Source organism: bacterium (genome assembly GCA_031082185.1).
Taxonomy (GTDB): domain Bacteria; phylum Sysuimicrobiota; class Sysuimicrobiia; order Sysuimicrobiales; family Humicultoraceae; genus VGFA01.
Genome location: JAVHLI010000004.1, coordinates 91418 through 113865 on the forward strand (window position 1 = coordinate 91418; position 22448 = coordinate 113865).

At 67.9% G+C, this 22448-nt stretch carries 17 protein-coding genes; 12 read left to right on the top strand and 5 right to left on the bottom strand.

Features of this window, described 5'->3' with window-relative positions:
* Positions 1-70: 70 nt before the first annotated feature.
* Together RDU83_05425 and RDU83_05430 are read right to left on the bottom strand one after the other, a co-directional pair.
* Positions 71-2062, bottom strand: a complete 1992-nt coding sequence (locus RDU83_05425) for a TRAP transporter permease (protein ID MDQ7840455.1) — start codon at positions 2060-2062, stop codon at positions 71-73.
* A 77-nt stretch (positions 2063-2139) separates the two neighbouring features.
* Positions 2140-3129 (bottom strand): TAXI family TRAP transporter solute-binding subunit, encoded by a 990-nt coding sequence (locus RDU83_05430; GenBank protein ID MDQ7840456.1) that lies wholly within the window; start codon positions 3127-3129, stop codon positions 2140-2142.
* A 215-nt stretch (positions 3130-3344) separates the two neighbouring features.
* Between RDU83_05430 and RDU83_05435 the strand changes: the two genes are divergently transcribed.
* Complete coding sequence (locus RDU83_05435; GenBank protein ID MDQ7840457.1) at positions 3345-4358, top strand: leucyl aminopeptidase; 1014 nt, start codon at positions 3345-3347, stop codon at positions 4356-4358.
* Entirely contained in the window at positions 4355-5563 is a 1209-nt protein-coding gene (locus RDU83_05440; GenBank protein MDQ7840458.1) for a CoA transferase, read from the top strand. Before RDU83_05435 ends, RDU83_05440 begins: the two co-directional genes overlap by 4 nt.
* Positions 5564-5589: 26 nt before the next feature.
* Here the strand turns inward: RDU83_05440 and ugpC are convergent, their stop codons facing one another.
* Positions 5590-6690: a sn-glycerol-3-phosphate ABC transporter ATP-binding protein UgpC gene (gene ugpC, locus RDU83_05445; protein MDQ7840459.1), complete on the bottom strand. Its 1101-nt coding sequence runs from the start codon at positions 6688-6690 to the stop codon at positions 5590-5592.
* Positions 6691-6771: 81 nt separating this feature from the next.
* Positions 6772-7827 (bottom strand): bifunctional phosphoglucose/phosphomannose isomerase, encoded by a 1056-nt coding sequence (locus RDU83_05450; protein MDQ7840460.1) that lies wholly within the window; start codon positions 7825-7827, stop codon positions 6772-6774.
* A gap of 93 nt (positions 7828-7920) precedes the next feature.
* Here RDU83_05450 and RDU83_05455 point away from each other — a divergent pair, with 93 nt between their 5' ends.
* The 10 genes from RDU83_05455 (at position 7921) to RDU83_05500 (ending at position 20242) form a co-directional block, all read left to right on the top strand.
* Entirely contained in the window at positions 7921-8238 is a 318-nt protein-coding gene (locus tag RDU83_05455; protein ID MDQ7840461.1) for a hypothetical protein, read from the top strand.
* Positions 8228-9085: a mechanosensitive ion channel family protein gene (locus RDU83_05460; GenBank protein ID MDQ7840462.1), complete on the top strand. Its 858-nt coding sequence runs from the start codon at positions 8228-8230 to the stop codon at positions 9083-9085. The genes RDU83_05455 and RDU83_05460 overlap by 11 nt, the downstream gene beginning before the upstream one ends.
* Complete coding sequence (locus RDU83_05465; protein MDQ7840463.1) at positions 9082-10005, top strand: NAD-dependent epimerase/dehydratase family protein; 924 nt, start codon at positions 9082-9084, stop codon at positions 10003-10005. Before RDU83_05460 ends, RDU83_05465 begins: the two co-directional genes overlap by 4 nt.
* Positions 10006-10058: 53 nt before the next feature.
* Positions 10059-11777 (top strand): DUF1957 domain-containing protein, encoded by a 1719-nt coding sequence (locus tag RDU83_05470; GenBank protein MDQ7840464.1) that lies wholly within the window; start codon positions 10059-10061, stop codon positions 11775-11777.
* Entirely contained in the window at positions 11774-13009 is a 1236-nt protein-coding gene (gene glgC / locus RDU83_05475) for a glucose-1-phosphate adenylyltransferase (protein MDQ7840465.1), read from the top strand. The genes RDU83_05470 and glgC overlap by 4 nt, the downstream gene beginning before the upstream one ends.
* Entirely contained in the window at positions 13006-15477 is a 2472-nt protein-coding gene (locus tag RDU83_05480) for a DUF3536 domain-containing protein (protein ID MDQ7840466.1), read from the top strand. The genes glgC and RDU83_05480 overlap by 4 nt, the downstream gene beginning before the upstream one ends.
* Positions 15478-15508: 31 nt before the next feature.
* A complete protein-coding gene (locus RDU83_05485) occupies positions 15509-15862 on the top strand; it encodes a metalloregulator ArsR/SmtB family transcription factor (GenBank protein MDQ7840467.1) in 354 nt (117 codons plus the stop codon).
* 121 nt (positions 15863-15983) lie between these two features.
* Entirely contained in the window at positions 15984-17132 is a 1149-nt protein-coding gene (gene arsM, locus RDU83_05490) for an arsenite methyltransferase (GenBank protein MDQ7840468.1), read from the top strand.
* Positions 17133-17149: 17 nt separating this feature from the next.
* Positions 17150-19162, top strand: a complete 2013-nt coding sequence (locus tag RDU83_05495) for a transglycosylase SLT domain-containing protein (GenBank protein MDQ7840469.1) — start codon at positions 17150-17152, stop codon at positions 19160-19162.
* A gap of 30 nt (positions 19163-19192) precedes the next feature.
* Positions 19193-20242 (top strand): 4Fe-4S binding protein, encoded by a 1050-nt coding sequence (locus tag RDU83_05500; GenBank protein ID MDQ7840470.1) that lies wholly within the window; start codon positions 19193-19195, stop codon positions 20240-20242.
* 33 nt (positions 20243-20275) lie between these two features.
* Here RDU83_05500 and RDU83_05505 read toward each other — a convergent pair whose 3' ends face one another.
* A complete protein-coding gene (locus RDU83_05505; protein MDQ7840471.1) occupies positions 20276-22438 on the bottom strand; it encodes a DUF1926 domain-containing protein in 2163 nt (720 codons plus the stop codon).
* Positions 22439-22448: the final 10 nt, after the last annotated feature.

The window sequence follows — 22448 nt, forward strand, 5'->3', positions numbered from 1 at the left end:
ATGACACAGGCGCCGCCTATCTAGAAGGGCGGCGCCTGGTATTCGCAGTCTGACGGAGTGATCCGCCGCCTTAGGATGTGCGCCTGAGCCTCTGCGACGCGTAGACGAGCAGTATCAACCCAAACCCCACCAGGTCCGTCACAATCCCCGGCTTGATCAGCGTGAACGCCGCCACCAGCATCGGAATGCGCTCCCACCATGCCATCCGCTTCAGGAGGTAGCCCTGCGTCGCGGCGACGAACGCCAGTAGCCCCACCAGCGCGGTGAGGACCACGTGCGCTCCGTGGGCAAACCCGCCGATGTTGATGAGTAGCAGCTCAGGATTGAAGATAAACATGAACGGCAGGATGGCCGTGCGCATGTCGTAGATGAAGCCCTGGATCCCGGTCTTTATGGGGTCCGACCGGGCAATCGCCGCTGCCGCGTACGCGGCCAGCCCAACCGGGGGCGTGTCGTCGGCCAGGATGCCGAAGAAGAACACGAACAGGTGGATGGCCACGATCGGGATGTCCATACCCGCGGCCTTGGTCAGGTTGACGATGACCGGCGCGACCAGCGCGGCCATGACGATGTAGTTGGCTGTGGTGGGCAGGCCCATCCCCAGTATGAGCGAGGCAACAGCGGCAAGGACGAGGACGATGATGATGTTGCCGCCGGAGAGCGTCTGTACGATGCTGGTGAGCCCGAAGCCCAGGCCGGTCATCGTCACGATGCCCACGATGATCCCCGCCGCTGCGGTCGCGATCGCTATGGTGACCATGTTGCGCGCCCCGGCCTCGAATCCGCCTACAACGGCCGTCCAGGCCTGGCGCAGGCCGCGGACGGCCCCATCCCTGACGCGGACCGCACGCCAGAGTTCCTGAACGAAGATGAGGCCGATCAGCAGGAACATGGCGTTGAGCGCGCTGCGTTCAGGGGTGAGCCGGATGATGATCAATGAGTAGAGCAGGTAGATGACCGGGATCAGGTAGTGCAGCCCCGAGAACAGGGTCGGCCAGAAGAGCGGCAGTTCGGCCCTGGGCAGGCTCTTGATGTCGAGCTTAAGGGCCTCCAGGTGCACCACGTAGAACAGCGCGATGTAGCTCAGCACCGCCGGAACCGCCGCGTAGACGATCAGCTTCGCGTACGGAATCCCCAGGAAGTCCGCCATGATGAACGCCGCGGCACCCATTACCGGCGGCATGAGCTGCCCGTTGGTGGAGGCGGCCACCTCGGTGGCCGCCGCCTTCTCGGGCGTGTACCCCACGCGCTTCATCAGCGGGATCGTGAAGGTGCCGGTGGTCACCACGTTGGCGATCGAGGAACCCGAGATGATCCCGGTCAGCATGCTCCCAACTACCGCTGCCTTGGCAGGCCCGCCGCGGAAGGTGCCGAGCAGGCTGTAGGCCAGGTCTACGAAGAACCGGCCGGCCCCTGCTTTGTCCAGCAGCGAGCCGAAGAGGACGAACAGAAACACAAAGGTGGCCGACACCCTGATCGGCGTGCCCCAGATCCCCTCGGCGGTCAGGTAGAGTTGCTGAACAATCTGGCTCCAGCGATATCCGGCGTGGAGGAAGAGAACGTCAGGGGGGCGTATGGGCACGATCCCAGATGGCCCCATGGCGGCATAGAAGATCAGCACGCCGGCGATAATCGGGAGTGCAGGGCTCACCACGCGGAATGAGGCGATGAACAGCACCACCAGGGTGATGGTGCCCATGACCACGTCGCGCTGAATCGGCACGCCGCCCCGCACCGCGATAATGCCGTAGTAGTCCGCCACGATGTACATGGCGCCGACGACCCCCAGGATCGCCAGCGCCCAGTCGGCCAGCGGCACGTGATCCCGAGGGCCCCGTCGGGACGGATAGGCGAGGAATGCCAGCGCGAAGGCGAACGCCAGGTGAATGGGGCCCAGGCGCAGCGGATCGATCCTGCCGCTCCACGTCGCCCAGACCTGAAACACGCTCCAACCGACCGCCAGGAGGAACAGCAGCCATCGCTGCCACGCAATCCTGGGGGCCCTTGCCCCGAACTCGACTGCCTGCCTTATTTCCTCAGCCTTGGCCACAGTTTTGTCCATGATCATCGGCGCCTCGATTCCTTCCGCGGCGAGAAAAGGCCCGGCCCCAGGGAGGGGCCGGGCCCAGCGGTATGTGGTTATTTAGGTGGCAGCAGCCGCTCAGGGATCCTGGTGTTCTTCTCCTGGTAGAACCGCACCGCGCCGGGATGCAGCGGGATGGCCATGCCCTCCAGCGCCTTCAAGGGATGGAAGTAGCGCTCCAGGTTGGAGTGGAGCCCCCGGAACTCCTCGACCTTTTCATCCAGCAGGAGCTTGGTGACCCGGTACACGACGTCCGCGGACAAGTCGCTGGACGTCACCAGGGATGCCAGCACCGTCACGGTCACAACGGGCGCGTCCACGCCCCTGTAAACCCCCGTCGGGATGCCAAACGCGCTGTAGAACGGGTACTTCTCCCTGATGTCGCGAAGCTTCATCGCGTCGATCGCAAGGAACTCGATGGGCGCGGTCAGGGCCGCCTGCATGATCGCCGCGTTCCCCAATCCCACGGTGTAGAACATGGCGTCAATGCGCCCATCTGTGAGCAGCTGCACGCCAGTCGTGGCCGACCCGCGCACCGCCTGCCCCAGGTCGGCAAAGGTCAGCCCGTAGACCTCGAGCACCTGCTTGGAGTTCTGCTCCGCGCCGCTGCCCACATCTCCGACGTAGACCTGCTTGCCCTTCATGTCGGCCACGGTCTTGATTCCGCGGTCCCGCCGCGCCAGGATGTGGATCGGCTCCGGGTACAGCACTGCCATGCCCCGCAGCTTACGGGTGGGCTTGCCGATGAACGCCTCGACGACCGTCCCGCCGTAGGCATAAAACGATATGTCGTTCTGGGCCAGCGCCATCTGCAGCTCGCCACCCTGGATCGCTGTGACGTTGAAGACGCTGCCGCCGGTGGAGCGAGCGTTGGACCTCCATCCGATGTTGGCGTCGTTGATCATCTTCGCCATGCCGGTTGCGATCGGGAAGTAGACTCCCGTGGTCCCACCGGATCCTATCGTGAGAAACCCAGTCTGGGCCGAAACGCCCGCCGCGAGGGCGAGCACCAGCAGGGATGTCAATACCAGCATGCGGTGCTTCATCCTGCGTTCACCTCCTGGAGTCCGATCGTGCAGTCATGGGGCGGGTGGATGTGCGTACGGCGTGTACGGTGCACCTTCAGAATATACCGTGCCGGCCAGAGGGCCGTCAACCCGCGCGCAGCGAGCCGGCAACAGGAGGAACTTCCGACGGGCGGGGAGGAAGTATCTCCGAGTTGGGTAGGAGCTTCGCAGGGGGAGGACTCAGGGGGAGGACTATGGAACACCAGCGGATTATTGACGTCATTGCGCTCGCCCAGCGGCTCGTGCGCGATCACCTGGCGGTGCGGGCCGGGGAGCGCGTCCTGATCGTCGCCGATCCGGCCACCGAGCGCGCGATCTACCTGGCGTTGGCCGGGGCCGTCCAGGCCGCGGGCGCCGAGTACACTGTGGCGATCATGCCCACCAGGACCTCTAAGGAGGCCACGCATCTCACCGCGGCCATAGAGAGCGCGCTCCTGGCCTCGGACGTGCTCATCGGCGTCACCAGATCGTCCGGCGCCCCCACCTACTCCCGCAAGGTCGCGGAGTTGCTGGTCGCGCGGCGCATCCGGTCGCTGTCCATGGTGATGCGCGACCTGGACAACTACCTGACCGGATCGGCCACCGCCGACTACGAGGCGCTGGAAGCGCTGGGGCAGCGCGTGGCCGCGCTCTGGGCCGCGGCGTCGGAGATTCACATAGTCACGCAGGCGGGGACCGACCTTCGCGCGGGCGTCACGCACGAACCGGTGATGGGCCAGACGGTAATCGTAGAGTGCGGCCTGGCCCGGGAACCCGGCAGGGAAGCAGCTTTCTCAGACGGCGAGGTCTCCCAGCGTCCCAGGTTGGGAACCGCCCGCGGCGTTGTAGTGGTGGATGGGCCGGCGGCGGGCCTGCGCGGAAGCGACCCCTTCGTCCTGGAAGTTGCGGACGGGACCATCGTGCGTGTTTCCGGTGCAGGCGGGCGGACCCGCCAGCTAGAGTCGGTCTTCCGTTCGATCCCCGGTGCGCGCCATCTCGCCGAGATCGGCATCGGACTCAACGCCAGCGCGCTGCGGTCCGGTGACTTCGAGGAAGAGAAGAAGGCGCTGGGCAACGTGCATCTCGGTCTGGGTGACGACATCTTCTACGGCGGCACGCATGCCTGTTCCCTCCACTGGGACCTGGTGCTCTACGACGCCACGGTCTCGCTGGATGGTCAGGAGCTGTTCCGGGACGGCAGGCTCCTGCTCCCGGACCCCTCCGCATGAGGTCTCTCGAGGGACTCACCGTCCTCGATCTCACGCGGGTGCTCGCGGGCCCGTTCTGCACGCAGATCCTCTCAGATCTGGGCGCCGCGGTCTGGAAGATCGAGCCCCCTTGGGGCGATGACACACGAGGCTGGGGCCCGCCGTTCGTCGAAGGAGAGAGCGCCTACTACCTATCCGCCAACCGCGGCAAGCAGAGCATCGCGGTCAACCTGAGGTCCAGGCGCGGCCAAGCAGTTGTGCGGGAACTCGCCCTGCGCGCCGATGTCCTCGTGGAGAACTTCAAGCCGGGCGACCTCGCAAGGGCAGAGCTCGACTACGCCAGCTTGGCGCCGCTCAATCCCGGTCTGGTCTATGCCTCCATCACGGGATTTGGCCATGACGGACCCCGGGCCGACGAGCCCGGCTACGACCTCGCGCTTCAAGGAATGACCGGCATAATGAGCGTGACCGGGGAGCCGGGCAGGCCGCCGGTCAGGGTTGGGGTCGCTTGGATTGACGTGCTCACCGGCCTGGTCGTCGCCATTGGGATCCTGGCCGCGCTGCGCGACCGGGATCGCCGTGGGCAGGGACAGCACCTCGATCTATCGCTGTTCGACGTCGGCCTTATGTGCATGGCCAACCAGGCCCAGAGCTACCTCCTGAGCGGAGCGCCGCCGGGACGGCTGGGCAGCGCCCACCCTCAAATCGTACCCTACCAGGCGTTTCAGGCCCTCGACGGGTGGTTCATCCTTGCTGTGGGAAACGACTCCCAGTATCGGAAGATGGCCGAGGCGATCGGGCAGGAAGCGCTCGGAGCGGACGCCCGGTTCCAGACCAATGAGGATCGGGTGCGCAATCGTGAAGCGATCGTGGAAGCGCTCGCCACCGCCTTCGCCGCCCGGCCCCGGGACGAGTGGCTCCAGGTCCTAAAGACCGCAGGGGTTCCGGCTGCGCCCGTATGGGACCTGCGAGAGGCGTTCGCGGACCCGCACGCGCGGGCGCGGGATGTGATCTGGAAGGTTAGTCACCCGACCCTTGGCGAGATCCCGCTGGTGGCCAACGCCCTTGGGCACATGCGCGGCACGCCGGCGGCGCCGGGCGCGCATCCTCCGCTGCTGGGAGAGCACACGCGGGCGGTCCTGGCAGAGGTGCTCGGTATGCCTCCGGAGGAGATTGCGTCCCTCGAAGCAGAGGGCGCCATCCTGGCGCGGGCACAGCGGGCCTAGACGATCGCTGCCTGGATTGTCGCTGCCTAGATGATCGCCTTGTGAGTCTCCGTCTCGAACAGGTGCATCTTCCGCATGTCCAGGACGACCTCGGCCGGCTGCCCCATTCGTGCCGAACTGTGGGCGTCCACACGGGCGACGATCGTGGTTGGCCCGGTGCTCAGATAGAGAATGACATCTGAACCCAGCGGTTCGTGCACCTCCACCATGGCCGGGAGCACCCAAGCAGGGTTAGGATCGCGCGCGAAGGCCAGGTCCTGGATGTCCTCCGGGCGAATTCCGAAGACCACCGGCTTGCCCGTCCAATCCTTCGCGAGCGCCGCCAGGTCAGGGGGCATCTCAATGGCAAACGACCCGCAGTCCACCATGAGCGCGCCGTTACGTGGTGCCAGTGTGGCCTCGACGAAGTTCATGGCCGGGCTACCGATGAACCCGGCGACAAACAGGTTCGACGGCTTCTCGTAGAGGTTGAGCGGGCTGTCCACCTGCTGAACCAATCCGTCACGCATCACGACGATGCGGTCGCCCATGGTCATGGCCTCAACCTGGTCGTGAGTAACGTAGATGGTCGTCGTCTGAAGCCGGGCCTGCAGCTTCTTGATCTCCGCGCGCGTCTGCACCCTAAGCTTCGCGTCGAGGTTGGAGAGCGGCTCGTCCATCAGGAAGACCTGTGGCTCTCGCACGATCGCCCGCCCCAGGGCCACGCGCTGGCGCTGTCCGCCCGAGAGCTGCTTGGGCTTGCGGTCGAGCAGCCCCTCGATGCCCAGCATCCCCGCGGCCTCTTTGACCCGGCGGTCAATCTCGGGCCGCGGGTACCGGCGCAGCCGCAGGCCGAACGCCATGTTGTCGTACACCGACATGTGGGGGTAGAGCGCGTAGTTCTGAAAGACCATCGCGATGTCGCGGTCCTTCGGAGCCACATCGTTGACCAGGCGGTCACCGATGAAGATGTTGCCCGCGGTCGCCTCTTCCAGCCCGGCGATCAACCGGAGCGCCGTCGTCTTCCCGCACCCCGAGGGACCTACAAGCACCGTGAACTGCCGGTCTGGGATCTCCAGCGTTACGTCGTTTACCGCGGTAACAACGCCGAACTTCTTGCTCACCTGTTCGAGGTAGACGCGAGCCATTCGAACGCCTCCGTATCCTTCCGGATCCTGCAAAGGTGCTCCCTGTTAGTATTCCGCGGGAAAAGGTGCCTTCCTGCCTGGTCAGCGGCCTCCCAGCCGACGCTTGATCTCCGAGATGATCTCCACCGGGGTCGGATCCACCCCGACCAGCACCGCCAGATAGACGCTGACCAGATCGCCGAACAGGATCAGGGAGAGCAGGCGCGCCAGCAGGCCGGTCCCCTGCGACCAGACCTCGGTTACGCCGTCGAACCTTCTCGCCAACAACTCCCGCGTGATCTCGACCCTGAGCGCGTTGCGGGCCCCCTCGTCCCGATCCCGGAGGAGCACGGCGTGCAGGCGCGGGTGTCCTACGCGGACCCCCTCCCACCCGACCGTCTCGTTGTGGTTGAGTTCGGGAAAGGCATTCCAGCACGCGAAGACCTTGCTGTTCTCGTTGAGCTGTGTCTTCCAGCGCTGGGCCACCGGCTCAAACTGGGAAGAGGAAGCGTACACGACGGGAACCGCGCCTTCCAGCGCCACGGCCAGTGCTTTTGCGGGGTTCTCACCGGAATGCGCCTCCGGCCCCCACCGTACGACCAGCTCGCCCAGCACGGCGGCGGCCTCGCGGACCTCGGTCTCGGTGACACCGCCGATACCCAACCGGCCGGTGATGCGGAGCACCGGCATCAGAATGTGCGGAAGGGCCGCGCGCGGCGGGAGCCCGGGCGGCACGCGCACGACCGGGTGGCCGGAGGCAGCGGCGAGGCCGGCCAGCGTCCCTCCGGAGGTCACGGCGACGACCGAAGCGCCGGCGGCGTGGGCCTCCTGGTAGGCGGCCAGCGTCTCCTCGGTGTTCCCGGAGTAGGAGCACGCGAAGACCAGCGTATCGCGTCCGACGAACGCCGGCAGGCGGTAGTCCTTGACGACAACCACTGGGACGGCGGCGATCGGAGCCAGCAGCGCGCGAAGGAGGTCGCCGCCGATGCCGGACCCACCCATCCCACTGACGACCACCGCGCGGGGACTCACCGGGGTCAGCGCCAGATCGGATGCCGCTTCCCAGCCCTCGGCGGCCATCGTACCCAAACGCCGGACCAGGCCCAGCATCCCGCCGGGGTCCAGGCGGGCGATCTCCCTGCGGTCGTCAAGAACCATCGGGTACCTGTTCGGACGCGCGCCAAGGATTCCTTTGCCCGGACTCACGGCGCTGGGAGAGGGGCGCGGGAGGCGGCAGCGAACCCATCCACGATGACCATGGACGCGGCTCCTCGGACACGGATCATCTCGGGCGCGGATCTCAGGCGGTTGCTCGTGCTGCGCGACCGGCTGCGCGGTGAGATCGTGGTGAGAGGCCGGCGGCAGCGGCAGGAGGTGCTCCGCGCGATGGAGCAGGCGCGCCAGCTCCGGCTCCACGGCCGCGCAGTCCCCTATCAGGTGCCGGCGATGACCTCGTCCGAACTGCTGCGCGAGATCAAATGGCGGCTGGATGCCGCGTCGCTGGAGGAAGCCACCGCGGCCGCCCGCGTCCTGGACTCGGCCAGAAGGAGAGCCCGCGGTGCTAGCTGAGTCCGGCCGGATCGGCCGCGCGATCAACGCCCTGCTGAACCCTGCCAGGATCGAGGCGATGGTGGAGGCGGTCATTGCGGTCGCGGTAATTGCCGCGGGCCTCCGATTGGCCCTGTACCTGGCCACAGCGGTGCTGCAGCGGTGGCTGCGGCCCGACGACCCGCGCAGAGACCCCGAGCGAGCGGTCCAGGTCCGCACGTTAGCCCCGTTGCTTGGGAGCGCGCTCCGATATCTCTTCTACTTCACCGCCGCGGTCATGATCCTGGACAGGCTGGGCGTCAACGTCGCGGCGATTCTGGCCAGCGCAGGAATTGTCGGGATAGCCATCGGGTTCGGGGCGCAGCACCTCATACGCGACGTAATCGCCGGGTTCTTCCTGATCTTCGAAGGGCTGATCCAGGTGGGCGACGTTGTTCGCGTCGGCGAGGTCACGGGCACGGTGGAGCGGATCCATCTGCGGACCACGCAGGTCCGCCAGTTCTCCGGCGAGCTGGTCACGATTCCCAACGGAGAGATTCAGCGGTTCGGCAACATGAACCGCGGGTTCATGAGGGCGATGGTGCAGATCGGCCTTGCGTATGAGGCGAACCTGGAGCGCGCCATCGCCGTGATGCACCAGGTCGGCGAGGCCTGGGCTGCCGATCACCCGGACCTGGTGCTGGCCCCGCCCGAGGTGCAGGGAATCATGGAGTTCGGCGCGTCGGAGGTGCAGGTGCGCATGGTGGTCATGGTAAGGCCGCTGACCCAGTGGGATACGGAGCGCCGGCTCCGCGTGCTGCTGAAGGCCGCATTTGAGGCCGCGGGCATTGAGATAGCCTTCCCGCGCCAGGTGGTGTATCTGCGATGAGGGTGCTGATCACCGGAGGCGCCGGGTTCATAGGCTCCCACATCACCGACGCCCACCTCGCCCGCGGGGACGAGGTGATCGTGGTGGATTCGCTGGTCGCCGGCAGGCGGGAGTTCGTAGGGACGGCGGCGCGGTTCTATCAGATGGACGTTCGCGATCCGGGATTGCGCGAGGTCTTCGAGCGAACACGCCCCCAGTTGGTAAACCACCATGCCGCCCAGGTGTCGGTAAGCGTCTCGGTGCGGGAGCCGCTGCAGGACGCCGAGATCAACGTCCTCGGCACGCTGAGGATGGCGGCGCTGGCCGCGGAGTACGGGGTCGAGCAGTTCATCTTCGCCTCCACCGGCGGAGCACTGTACGGCGAACCGGAGCTGCTGCCGGCGGACGAGGCGACCCCGATCCTTCCAATGAGCCCCTACGGCTGCGCCAAGGCGGCCGCGGAGGGCTACCTGGGGCTCTACCGGCGCCTGCACGGACTCCCCGTCTGCTGCCTGCGCTACGCCAACGTCTACGGCCCGCGCCAGGACCCGCACGGCGAGGCCGGCGTTGTGGCGATCTTCGCGCGGGCGTTGCTGGCCGGGGAGTCTCCCACCATCTTCGGCGACGGCGAGCAGACGCGCGACTTCGTCTGCGTGGACGACGTCGTGCGCGCGAATCTCCTGGCGGCCGACCGCCGGGTGGAGGGTGCCTTCAACATCGGCACCGGAAGGGGCACCTCGGTCAACACGGTCTTTCGCGTCCTGGCCGGGAAGATCGGCGCGAATGTCTCGCCACTCCATGCTTCCCCGCGATCCGGCGACGTTCGCCACATTCGGCTCGCCCCAGGGGCCGCGCTCCGACACCTGGGCTGGGCACCGATGGTCTCACTGGAAGACGGCTTGGCTGCCACTGCCGCCTGGTTTGCACGGCAGACAGGGTAACGGCGCCCATGAAGGATTTTGTCTGCCCGGACAATAAGTGAGTCGGAGGCGCCATGGCCCCTTCGCGCGGGAACTTCTTGCTGGTTCTCCACTCACACCTGCCCCTGGTCCTTGGGCACGGCAGGTGGCCGCACGGGAGCGACTGGCTGTGTGAGGTGGCGATCGGGTGCTACCTGCCGCTGATCGAGGTGTTTGAACGCCTCAGCACCCGCGGCCGCCGTTCTCGCGTAACGCTGAACATCACCCCGATCCTCGCCGAGCAACTCGCGCACCCATCTTTCCCGCCGGAGATGGAGGCGTTCCTCCGACAGCGGCTGGAATCGGCCGAGGAGAACCGCGTCCACTTCGAGCGCAACGGGCTGCCGGACCTCGCGGGCCTTGCGCAGTTGTGGGAACAGATCTACCGAAACACTCTCAGCCGGTTCCACGCCTTGGGGGGCGACCTGCTGGGCGCCATCAGACGGTTGGCCGAGGCCGGGGTGATCGAGTTGATCACATCGGCCGCGACCCACGGATACCTTCCTCTCCTGGGACGCGAGGAGTCGGTTGATTTGCAGTTGCGCACCGGCAAAGCGGCGCACCTGCGGCACTTCGGTGCCCCCCCGCGCGGCGCCTGGCTGCCGGAGTGCGGGTACCGCGCGCGCTACGAGTGGACGCCGCCGGCCGGCCCGCTGGCGGGCAAGGTGCGATGGCGACGGCGCGGGGTCGAGGAGTTCCTCGCTGCGCACGACCTGGAGTTCTTCGTCACCGACTCCCACCTGCTGCGGGGCGGCGTGCCCCTGTCGTTCTACGGCGACCACTACCCGGCGCTGCGGGCCCTGGCCGCGGGCGCGGAATACCCCACGTACTCCCGCGACCGAAGCCCGTACCGGCCCTACTCCGTCGCTTCGCGCGGCGGGAACGGCAGCGCCGTGGCCTTCACGCGCGATCCGCGGACCACCATGCAGGTGTGGAGTAGGGAGGCCGGGTACCCAGGCGATCCCATGTACCTGGAGTTCCACAAGAAGCACTTCCCCGGCGGGATCCGCTACTGGCGGGTCACCGACGCCCGCGGCGACCTGGGGTCCAAACTGTCCTACGACCCGCAGGCCGCGCATGCGGCCGCCCGAGGGCACGCCGAGCACTTCGCCCGGATAGTCGGCGAACTCGCGGAAACCGAGGCGCACAAATCAGCGTGGCCGGTCGCGGTCTGCAACCCCTACGACACGGAGCTGTTCGGACACTGGTGGTTCGAGGGGCCGGCGTTCCTTGAGGAGATCCTGGAGCGGCTCCCCGCAGCCGGTGTCGAGCCCGAGTCGTTGGGTGGGTACCTCGACCGCTGCCCGCAGCCGGAGGTGATCACCCTGCCCGAAGGATCGTGGGGCGAGGGAGGCGACCACCGGGTCTGGCTCAATCGCGACACCAGGTGGACCTGGGAGATGGTGTACGCGGCGGAAGAGGAGTTCTGGTCCGTCGCCGGCGACCCGGCATGGGAAGGCAACTCGTTCCTCCGGCGGGTGGTGGCCCAACTGGCCCGCGAGCTGTTGCTCCTCCAGTCGTCGGACTGGCAGTTCCTGATTACCACCTGGGCGGCCCGCAACTACGCCGAAGCGCGGTTCGCCGAGCACTACGCCCACTTCACGCGGCTGGGACACCTGCTGCACCGGGTAGCCGAGGGGCAGCCGGTGCAGAAAGATGACGAGTTGTTCCTGGCCGCGCGGGAGGCACAGGACTTCCCGTTCCCCGACGTGCTCGATCACGTGCGCGCCGCGCGGGAGGTGAAGTCGCTGTGACACTCCGGACCCGGCCGTACCGGCCGCGCGTCCTGGCGTTCGTCCTGGCCGGAGGCCGCGGCGAACGGCTGGAGCCGCTCACCCGTGATCGGGGCAAACCGGCGGTGCCCTTCGGCGGCAAGTACCGGATCGTGGACTTCGTGCTGTCCAACTTCGTCAACTCGGGGATCTACGCGATCTATGTGATGGTCCAGTACAAGGCGCAGTCGCTGCTGGAGCACCTGCGCGTGGGCTGGCGGTTCGGAGGCCTCCCTGACCAGTTCGTAATCGCGGTCCCCCCCCAGATGCGCTGGGGCGAGTCATGGTATAGCGGGACCGCCAACGCGGTCTACCAGAACCTGAACCTGCTGCGGGACTTCAATCCGGACATCATCATGATCTTCGGCGCCGACCACATCTACCGGATGGACCTCAACCAGATGCTGGCCTTCCACCTGGACTGCAGGGCCCAGCTCACCGTCGCTGCGCGACCGGTACCGATCGACGAGGCCTCCGAGTTCGGCATCGTCGAGACCGACGGAGCCGGGCGGATCGTCGGGTTCGAGGAGAAACCGGCGCAGCCGCATCCGATGCCCGCGGATCCTACAAAAGCCCTGTCCTCGATGGGCAACTACGTCTTCAATCGCGACATCCTGGTCGAGACGCTCATCGAGGATGCCCGCCGCAGCACCGACCACGACTTCGGGCGGACGATCATCCCGGAACTTCACCCGTACGCTGAGGTCTTCGCATACAACTTCTTTGACAACGAGATCCCGGGCTCCAAAGCCCACGAGGAGCGCGGATACTGGCGTGACGTGGGAACGATTGGAGCGTACTGGCACGCGCAGATGGACCTGCTTGGCACCACGCCGGTGTTCGATCTCGATAACCCTCAGTGGCCCATCCACACGAGCGCATACAGCGGCCCGCCGACCCACCTGGTCGGCGGGGAGATCACCGACTCGCTGCTCGGCGAGGGAACCCGGGTGGAACGCGCCACCGTCCGCCGCTCGATCCTGGGCCGCGGCGTCCGGATCGGTGAAGGTGCACTGATAGAAGAGTCCGTCGTGATGGGCCACACGACGGTCGGAAGGGGCGCGCGGCTGCGGCGCGCCATCGTTGACCGCCACAACACGATCCCCGACCATGCGGAGATAGGCATCGACCCGGCCCGGGACGCCCAGCACTACAAGGTTGACGCCTCGGGCATCGTCGTGCTGCCGCGAGGCGCAACCCGCTACACCTCGTGAGCGCGTTGATCTGCATCCACGGGCATTTCTACCAGCCCTCGCGCGAGAACCCCTGGCTGGAGCACGTGGAGGTGGACGACTCTGCGGCGCCCTACCACGACTGGAACGCGCGCATCGCCGCCGAGTGCTACGCGCCCAACGCCGCCGCACGGATCCTCGACGCGCAGGGCCTAATCGAGCGTATCGTCAACAACTACTCGGCGATCTCCTTCAACCTGGGACCGGCCCTGGCTGCCTGGCTCGAACACAACGCCCCAGAGGTCTACGGTCAGATCCTGCGCGCGGACCGGGATGGTCTAGCGGCCCTCGGGTACGGTAACGCGATAGCGCACCCCTACACGCATGTAATCCTGCCGCTGGCCTCGCGGCAGGATAAGATGACACAGATCCGATGGGGAATCGCGGACTTCACGCGCCGGTTCGGCCGGCCGCCGGAAGGGATGTGGCTGCCCGAAACCGCGGTGGATCGCGAGACCCTTGCCGTGCTCGCCGAGTGCGGGATTGCCTTCACGATCCTGGCTCCGCATCAGGCGGCGCGCGTGCGCGCGGCCCCTGCCGGTGAATGGGTGGAGGTGCGGCCCGAAGTACTGGACGTCACGCGGGCGTACCTGTGCCGTCCGGCGGCGGGGCTGCGTATCGCCCTGTTCTTCTACGATGGCGCGTTGTCCCGTGAGATCGCGTTTGGCAGCCTGCTGAACAGCGGAGAGGGACTGGCCGGCCGGCTGGCAGGGGTAGCTGCCGACGCCGGGTGGGCAGGCGGCCGGGTGGTGCACGTGGCCACGGACGGCGAGACCTACGGCCACCACCACCGTTTCGGGGAGATGGCTCTGGCGTACGCGGCCGAGGTGTTCGAGCGCAACGGTAGCGGGCGCCTCACGAACTACGCCGCGTTCCTGGCAGATCACCCGCCCACGCACGAGGCGGAAATCCGCGAGCGCACCTCGTGGTCGTGTGCCCACGGCATCGAGCGGTGGCGGTCCGACTGCGGCTGCCGCACCCGACCCGACTGGCACCAGCGCTGGAGGGCGCCGCTGCGCGCGGCCCTGGACTGGCTGAAAGCCGCATCCGACGCGCTGTTCGAGGAGGTCGGCGCCCGGGTATTCCACGACCCGTGGGCCGCGCGCGACGCCTATGTTGACGTGGTGTTGGACCGCAACGAGGCCGCTCTGGCACGGTTCCTGACGGTGCAGGCCCTGCGGCGCGGTGACCCACAGGACCGCCGCACCGCGTTGCGACTGCTGGAGCTCCAGCGGCACGCGATGCTGATGTTTGCCTCCGACGGCTGGTTCTTCGACGAGATCTCGCGGGTCGAGACGGTGCAACTGTTGCGACACGCGGCCCGGGTGATCCAGCTTGCCGGTCAGGTGGACCTTGATGGGCGTGAGGACCGTGCGCTCGAGACATCGTTCCTCGACCGGCTGCGCGGGGCGGAGAGCAACCTGCCGATCTTCCGGAACGGTGAGACCGTCTACGACCGCCTGGTGCGCCCGGCGATGGTGGACGCACGCCGCGCCGCCGCCCACTATGCCATCATGTCGCTCTTTGTGGAGTTCCCGGACGATGCGCGACTGTACACCTACCGCGCGGCGCGTCGGGGACTGCGCCGGCTGGCCCGCGGCCCCCTCACCCTGCTGATCGGGCGCGTCGAGATAACCGAGACGCTGATCGAGCAGGCGCACTCCTTCTCGTTCGCCGTCCTCCACATCGGCGGCACCGACGTCCACTGCTGCGTGGCAGCCGGCTGGAGTGACGACGCCCATGCCACGGTGGCCGACGCGCTGACCACGGTGTTCGAGGGGGGAACGGTTACCGAGGTCATCCGGCGGATGGACGAGATCTTCGGACGGCAGTTCTACACACTGCGCGACCTGTTTACCGAGGAACGGCGCCAGGTGCTGGCCCGCCTCTCGGAGGAGACCGTCGCGCACCTCGAGGCGTCCTACCGGCGGCTCTACCACGAGAGCCGCGGCCTGATGGAGACGCTCCGCGACGCCGAGGTGCCGGTGCCGCGCGAGTTCGCCGCGGCGGCGGAGTTCATCCTGACCGCCGATCTCCGCAGGGCGCTGGCTACGCCGGGCGCACTCGGCGCCACGGCATGGGATGCGCTCGTTGAGCTGCGTTCGTGGGGACTGGCGTTGCCGGCCGAGGAGTTCGAGCCGCTGCTGCGCGAGCGCATCGAGCGCCGCCTGCGCGACGCCAACGGGCTCTTTCTCGTGGAGAACTTGGCGGACGTGGACCGCACGCTCGACTTCGCCCGCGACGCCGGCATCACCGTTAACCTGTGGCAGGCCCAGAACCTGTTCGAGGAACGGTTCGCCCCGCGGCTGGGCGAGGCGGGCGCAGCCGCCGAAGGGGCCGCTCGGGTCGCCCTGGAAGCCACGGCCGCGCGCCTTTACTTCAACCTGGACGCGCTGCGGTTGCGGGCTGAGGGCGGTCCAGCCACGGCGCACGGCCCGACAGAATATTGACATTCATCGAATTATCCTGCAAGCTGGTCTTATGAAGACCATCGAGGATCGCCCTGCCGAGGTCGCCTGCTGTCCTGAGTGCGGGTGCCGATCTCACGCCGACCTCCTGGACCGCGCCGCGGTGGATGCCGGCGCAGCCCTGCTTGCAGCGCTGGGCGACCCGGTCCGCCTGGGCATCGTCGAGCTCCTTGCCCGTCACGCCAGGATGTGCGTCTGCGACATCGCTGGGGCGTTCCCGGTCGGCCAGCCTACAATCTCGCACCACCTGCGGCTGCTGCGCGAGGCCGGGCTGGTGGACGTAGTGCGCCGGGGAAACTGGGCTTTCTACGGTCTGCGCCGGGAAGCACTGAAGCAGGTGGCCCGGCAGATCCTGGACCTGATGTGATATTGAGAAGCATCGAATAATAGGATACCCCGATGACAGCCGCGACGATCTCTGAATGCCGCGCATCCGATCTGGATGAGGTGCTGGCGCTGCTTGCATCCGCCGGTCTCCCTGGTGTCGGGTGCCCGAGCATCTCGACGGATTCCTCATCGTCTGCGAGGACGGCCGGCTTGTGGCGACGGCTGGATTGGAGGATCATGGCACCGTCGGGATCCTGCGCTCAGTCGCGGTCGTGCCCGGCTGCCGCGGCCGCGGGGTCGCGGCGACGCTCGTGCGCGCGATCATCGGCCGATCCCACGCGAAGGGGCACGAGGCCCTCTACCTGCTTACGAATGCCGCCGAGTTCTACTTCGAGCGGTTCGGCTTCCAACGGGTCGAGCGGGCGCAGGTCCACCCTGCGGGGCTCGCATCGGGACAGTTCGTTGAGAAGGCCTGCGAGCAATCCACGGTAATGGTGCTGGAGCACAAACGATCAGGGAGGGTTTCTATGAACGAGCACGCGATCCGCGAAGCAGTGCGAGAACGCTACGCCCGCGCCGCAACGGCCGGAACGCCATGTTGCGAGGGGACCAGGCACAGCGGCACAGCGGCTTCCTGCTGCGACGGGGTCGAGCAGCGTGTCACCCCGACCTCCTGTTGCGCTCCTGCGCCGATCACCTTCGCAGACGGCCGCGCAGTGCCCGAGGAGATCGTCGGCACGTCGCTGGGCTGCGGTGCGCCAATCGAGGCGGCCGCGCTGAAACCCGGTGAGACGGTCGTGGACCTGGGCAGCGGCGCCGGGCTGGACGCTCTCCTGGCGGCGAGCCTGGTTGGACCGAGCGGCCGGGCGATCGGGGTGGACATGACCCCTGAGATGATAGCGAAGGCCCGCGCCAACGCAAGCCGTCTAGGCGCTGCGAACGTTGAGTTCCGGCTGGGAGAGATCGAACACCTGCCGCTGCCCGACGCCTGCGCCGACGTCCTGGTGAGCAACTGCGTCATCAACCTGCTGCCGGACAAACGGCCGGCGTTCTCCGAGGCGTTCCGCGTGCTGCGGCCGGGTGGTCGGCTCGTGGTCTCCGACATCGTGAGCGCCGCCCCGGTGCCCGACGAGTTCAAGACGCCGGAGCTCTGGAGCGCGTGCCTGGCCGGGGCTCTGCCCGAGGCAGACTACCTTGGGCTCATCGCGGGGGCCGGCTTCACCTCGGTCGAGGTGCTATCCAAGCGAGGGTGGAATGCCGCCGGACTGTTCAGCGCGACGGTGCGCGCGGTGAAGCCCAAAGGGGTGTGAAACCCGCAGGCGGGCGGGTGGTTGCACGCCCGATAGCCCTGGCGGTCGTCCTGGCAGGGCTGGCCGTCCTCGCCGCGGCGCTGCCCGCGCCCGGTATCCAGACCAACCTCGACTCGCTGCGCGCCGCCTACCTTACCGGGCGCGAGCTGACCAGGGCAGGCACCCACACGGTCGCGGCCGACGCGTTCAGGACCGCGGCTGCGCATCCCACGTTGCGGACCTACGCGCAGTATGAGGCGGCGGCCGCGCTGCTTCGGGCCGGCACCACGGGTGCCGCATCTGAGGCGGCCTCGATCCTCCGATCCACCGCACCCTCTGCCCCCCCACGCCTGCGCGGCCGGATGCTGGCCTTGCTAGGCGAGGCCGAGATGGCCCTCGGCCGTCCTGCACAGGCGGTCGTCGCGCTGCAGGCCGCGTCCGTTCTGCGGCCGGGCGATCCTGAGGTTTGGCTGCGAACGGGTGGCGCGGCCGCCTCCGCGGGCCGTCAGGACCTAGCGCGCCGCGCCTACGCTCGGGCTGCCTGGTCGTTCCCCGGACACGGCGCCGAGGTGCGGGCCCGCAAGGCGTTGTCGGCGCTGCTCGGCCGACCGGTCCGGACCGGCGACATTGACGCGGAGTCGAGGCTGCTACGCGGCAGGCGCCTCGCGCAGGACGGCGAGTGGGAGCAGGCCGCGGTCGAGTTTCGCGCAGTGGTAACCGCAGCAACCCTCAGCGCGTCGCGCAGCGTGGCCGGCGAAGCATGGTACCGCCTGGGTGAGATCTACATGCATTCCGACCAGCGCGCCGCGCACGACGCGTTCCGGCGGGCAGCCCGCAACGGCCGGAACACGGCTGGCGCCTGGTACTGGGCGGCCCTGACCGCCAGGCGGGTCGGCCTGACCGCGCAAGCGCGGGAGGCCGCGTCCGCGCTGCTGCGGTCGGCGCCCGCTGGGTTCTGGGTCGCCCGCTTCTGGCTCGATGCGGGCAGGCGCGCCGAATCCGACCGCCGAGGAATTGAAGCCACCGCGCACTACCGTCGCGCGATCGCGGCCGCGCCGGGCTCAGGAGAAGCAGCGGAGGCGCGCTGGCGGCTGGGATGGGTCGCGCTGGGTGCCGGGCGGCATGTCGACGCGGAGGCAGCCTTCCGCGAGGCCGCGCGGATCGCGCCGTGGCGCAGCGAGGCTGCTCGCGCCTGGTACTGGGCCGCGAAGACGCTGGAGGCCCGCGGTCAACGGTCTGGCGACGTGGGAGCGCTGCTCCGCATGGTCGCCGAGCAATACCCGCTCACGTTCTACGGCCAGCGCGCCAGGGCACGACTGGGGCTGCCCACACCAGTGCTTCCCGCCGCGCCGCCCAGCACACCCGATGCGTCCGCGAGCACCGCTGCTACTCCCACCCACGAGGAACTCGCCCGCCTGGGCCAGGACGCCGATGCCTCGGAGGCAGCAGAGGACTCCCTGGGCGCGCGCCCAGGCCGGCGTGACCTGCGCGTGGTGCGATTTCTGGCCGAGACCTACGGCCGTCTGGGCGAAGTGCGCCGGTCGGTCGCGCACGCGGAAGAGGCGCTCGCCGGAGGGGTGCGCGACCAGACCGCCTGGCGCCTGGCCTATCCGAAGGCCTATTGGCCCGCGGTAGCACCTGCTGCACAGGCGGCGGGCATTGATCCCCTGCTGCTGCTCGCGCTTGTGCGCGAGGAGAGCCGCTACGATGCGTTAGCTATCTCACCGGCGCGTGCCGTGGGCCTGGCCCAGATCCTGCCGACGACCGCGAAGGCGATGACCGGCGATCCGTCACTCACCGTGCACCGCCTCAAAGATCCGGCCACCAACCTGACGCTGGGCGCCCGGTACCTGCGCCTCCAACTCGACCGGTTCGACGGCGACATGCGACTGGCGTTGGCGGCCTACAACGCAGGGCCCGGCGCTGCGCGCCGGTGGAGGAACCTGGATACCGATCCCGACTACTTCATCGAGAAGATCGGCTACGCCGAGACCCGCGCCTACGTGCGCCGGGTGCTGGGATCGTACGGCGTCTACAGGATTGTGTGGTAGGAAGCGGCGAAACGATTCATCATGGAAGAGATGCGTGCTTACGAATACCTTGCCGACGCCCTGGACAGGCTTCCAAACGGCTTCCCCAGGACAGCCACCGGGGTCGAGATCCGGATCTTAGAGAAGATCTTCTCGCCCCAAGAGGCCTCCCTGGCCAGTCAGCTATCCGGCAAGCTGGAGGCCCCTGACGAGATCGCCCGCCGCACCGGCCTGCCCCCTGAAGAAGCCGGCACGCAGTTGTTCCAGTTGGCGCGACGCGGCCTGGTCTGGTTCGACAAACAGGATGGCGGGCCGCGCTTTCGGCTGGCCCCCTTCGTCGTCGGCATCTACGAGGCCCAACTGGACCGCATGGACCACGAACTCGCACACCTGGTGGAGGAATACCTCGTCAACGGGGGTGCTGCCGGGATCATGCAGCCACTGCCTGCCCTGCACCGCGTCGTACCTGCTCAGGGCGCGCTCAAGTCCGAGTGGATTCTTCCGTACGACGACGTGCGCGCATTCCTCCTGTCTGCCAGGGCATTCAACGTCCGCGACTGCATCTGTCGCCTCCAGCAGGACCGCCTTGGCCGGCGGTGTAACTTCCCGCTGAACATCTGCCTCAGTTTCTCGTCGAAGGAGCGCTCTCCCCAACCGGGAGACATATCGCAGGATGAGGCGCTGGCCCTCCTGGAGCGCAGCGAGGAGATCGGCCTGGTTCACACGGTCAGCAACGTAATCGCAGGCGTGGGCTACGTCTGCAACTGCTGCGGCTGCTGCTGTGCCCTGTTGCGCGGGATCGTGGAGTGGGGTATTGAGAACTCGGTCGCCCACGCCAACTACTACGCGGTCATTGACCCTGAAGTATGTGCGGGCTGTGGAACCTGCGTCGCTCGCTGTCAGGTGCACGCCATTGCCGATCAGAATGGGGCATCCGTCGTGAACCGGGAGCGTTGCATCGGCTGCGGGTTGTGCGTCACAGGATGCCCCACCGGGGCGTCCGGCCTCCAGCGTAAGCCGGAGGCGGAGATTGTTCGCCCGCCTGCCGATTTCGCCGCCTGGGAGCAGGAGCGGTTGCGCAACCGCGGGCTGATTGACTAGCCTTGCTGCGGGCGAAGGGGCGCTCGGAGGCAGTCAGGCCGGCGATTGAACCTCGAAGGACAATGTGCCCTCCCACACCTCCCCTGGCTCCACCCGCATCGGCCAGACAACCAGCAGCGAGGCGCCCTGGAAGGTGCGCTCGAAGCCGGCCTCGGAAGCCGAGACAACCTCGATCGGGACGACCCACAGCGCGGCCGGCGGCAGCGCAACCTCTACATCGAGTCCCCATCCCGCATCGCGCAGCGTGAAGCCGCCGATCCTGTCGAAGCGCCCGATCTCGCCCACGCGGTGTGCGGCGGGTACAGGCAACCCCGTGGGCGGCCCCGCCGCCACCGCAGACGGTCCGGCCGACACCACCGCGTCAGGGCCCGACGTTCCCCAGCAGGTTTCCACCGCGAACTCCGCGCTCACGATCAGCGTGCTGCGGTTCGCGATGCGGTAGCATACCTCCAGCCCTGGTGCGCCTGCGCGCAGCGTCAGAACCTTCTCGACGCGGACAGACGCGTGCATCCCACCCACCCACACGTGGCCGTCGCGGGCCAGGTGCACGGCAATCTCTCCCGGCGCGTGCCGGGTCTCCACCCCGAACGGCTGGTTCACAAAGTCGCCCAGCTCGCGCACCCCGCCCCGGGCGAAGGCCTCGGGGCTGCCGCCCGGCTGCAGGAAGTGGTCCAGGAAGCTCGACCGCCTGTACCAGTCGTAGACCAGGTGGCGGTCCAGCCCCCATTCCTTCACCCGCACGCGTGAGGTGTGGATCGTCTCCACATTGTCGGTGGTCGCGAGCACGGCCTCGCCGCGCGCCAGCGCCCTTCGCAACATTCCATGGTAGCCCTCGAGCCGGCGGGTCATGACGTTGACCAGGTTCACGCCGGCCTCGCGCACGTCCCATGCGACCACGCTGCCGCCCTCGCCAGGATCAACGGTCAGTACCTGCGCGTCGGACCTGAGCAGCACCTCGTCCCATCCGTCGCCGTCGAGATCCTCGATACGCGCATCCACCCATCGCCGCGGCTTCCGGCCGCGGTCGGCCAGCCGCTCCGCGGCGATCAGGTGCGAGTAGTTCGCCGAGCGAATGTGCCCCAGGTAGATGCCGCCGAAGACGCCGTGCCAGTAGGGGCAGTTGCACTGTGCCTGCCAGAGGTGAACCAGCGCCGCATCACGTCGTTGGCCGGGCCGCATCCGCCACACCTTGCGGCTGACCCGCAGCATTGTCTTGTGCAGCGTGTTGACCTCGGGGTACTTCACCAGAAAGTGGCGCCAGTAGCCGCCCCGCAGGAACGGCAGCAGGTCGGTGCGACCCTCCGCCTCCAGGTCGTGCTTGAGCACGGGCAGCCGTGCGGCGCCCTCTGGGGGCAGCGCCCACTCGGTCATCTCATCGTAGGAAGCGGTCGGCAGGTAGATGCGCCCCTGCGGTGGGTGCTGCCGGATCCACTCCCCGGGCGGGACCACAGCCAGCCAGGGGCGGGCGCCCTCCAGCGCCGAGAAGAACGCCTCGATCCAGCCGCGTTCCCAGCACAGCGCGCGCGTGCCCGGCCACAACCCGAACTTCTCGCCATCGTCTCCCATGACCAGGATCCGATCCTCGTCTGCCGCCTGGCCGCGCAGCCAGGCCATCAGCGTCTCCACCGTGGCCCAGGGGATGCGGTACCGAAGCGCCTTGGCGCTGGGGAAGATGCGCAGCGGCGCACCGCCCTCCTCGGTGATGAAGTAGCCGGCCAACTCGCCGGAGGACAGGCCCACGTGCTGGAAGTGCGTGTCGTCCACAATGGTGTAGGTGACCCCGGCGGCTGCCAGCGCCTTGGGCAGGTGGGGCTCCCAGACGCGCTCCGCAAGCCACAACCCCGTGGCCTCGTAGCCAAAGAGGTCGCGCACCGCCGCGGTCATCTTGAGGATCTGGCCGTGCTTGTCGCGGTCCGGGATAATCGGCAGGATCGGCTCGTAGTAGCCGCCGGTCATGATCTCCGCCTGGCCGCGCGCCACAAGCGCGCGGATGCGCTCGATCAGATCCGGATGCTCCCTAAGCAGCCAGTCCAGCAGCGGGCCTGAGTAGTGCAGCGCCACGCGCACCGCGGGGTGCCGCTCGAGCGCGCCGACCATCGGCTCGTACGCCTCGTCGTAGGCCTGCGCGAAAACCGAGTGGAAGTTGCCCACCGGCTGGTGGTTGTGCAGTGCCAGCCCGAGGGTTAGGCGTGGCATCAGGCGGGCG

Bases quoted from the DNA above. Each gene is read 5' to 3' on its own strand.
- RDU83_05470 (MDQ7840464.1), top strand. From the start codon at position 10,059: ATGGCCCCTTCGCGCGGGAACTTCTTGCTGGTTCTCCACTCACACCTG.
- RDU83_05505 (MDQ7840471.1), bottom strand. From the start codon at position 22,438: ATGCCACGCCTAACCCTCGGGCTGGCACTGCACAACCACCAGCCGGTG.
- RDU83_05440 (MDQ7840458.1), top strand. From the start codon at position 4,355: ATGAGGTCTCTCGAGGGACTCACCGTCCTCGATCTCACGCGGGTGCTC.
- RDU83_05430 (MDQ7840456.1), bottom strand. From the start codon at position 3,129: ATGAAGCACCGCATGCTGGTATTGACATCCCTGCTGGTGCTCGCCCTC.
- ugpC (MDQ7840459.1), bottom strand. From the start codon at position 6,690: ATGGCTCGCGTCTACCTCGAACAGGTGAGCAAGAAGTTCGGCGTTGTT.
- RDU83_05425 (MDQ7840455.1), bottom strand. From the start codon at position 2,062: ATGGACAAAACTGTGGCCAAGGCTGAGGAAATAAGGCAGGCAGTCGAG.
- RDU83_05455 (MDQ7840461.1), top strand. From the start codon at position 7,921: ATGACCATGGACGCGGCTCCTCGGACACGGATCATCTCGGGCGCGGAT.
- RDU83_05485 (MDQ7840467.1), top strand. From the start codon at position 15,509: ATGAAGACCATCGAGGATCGCCCTGCCGAGGTCGCCTGCTGTCCTGAG.
- RDU83_05500 (MDQ7840470.1), top strand. From the start codon at position 19,193: ATGCGTGCTTACGAATACCTTGCCGACGCCCTGGACAGGCTTCCAAAC.
- RDU83_05465 (MDQ7840463.1), top strand. From the start codon at position 9,082: ATGAGGGTGCTGATCACCGGAGGCGCCGGGTTCATAGGCTCCCACATC.
- RDU83_05435 (MDQ7840457.1), top strand. From the start codon at position 3,345: ATGGAACACCAGCGGATTATTGACGTCATTGCGCTCGCCCAGCGGCTC.
- RDU83_05450 (MDQ7840460.1), bottom strand. From the start codon at position 7,827: ATGGTTCTTGACGACCGCAGGGAGATCGCCCGCCTGGACCCCGGCGGG.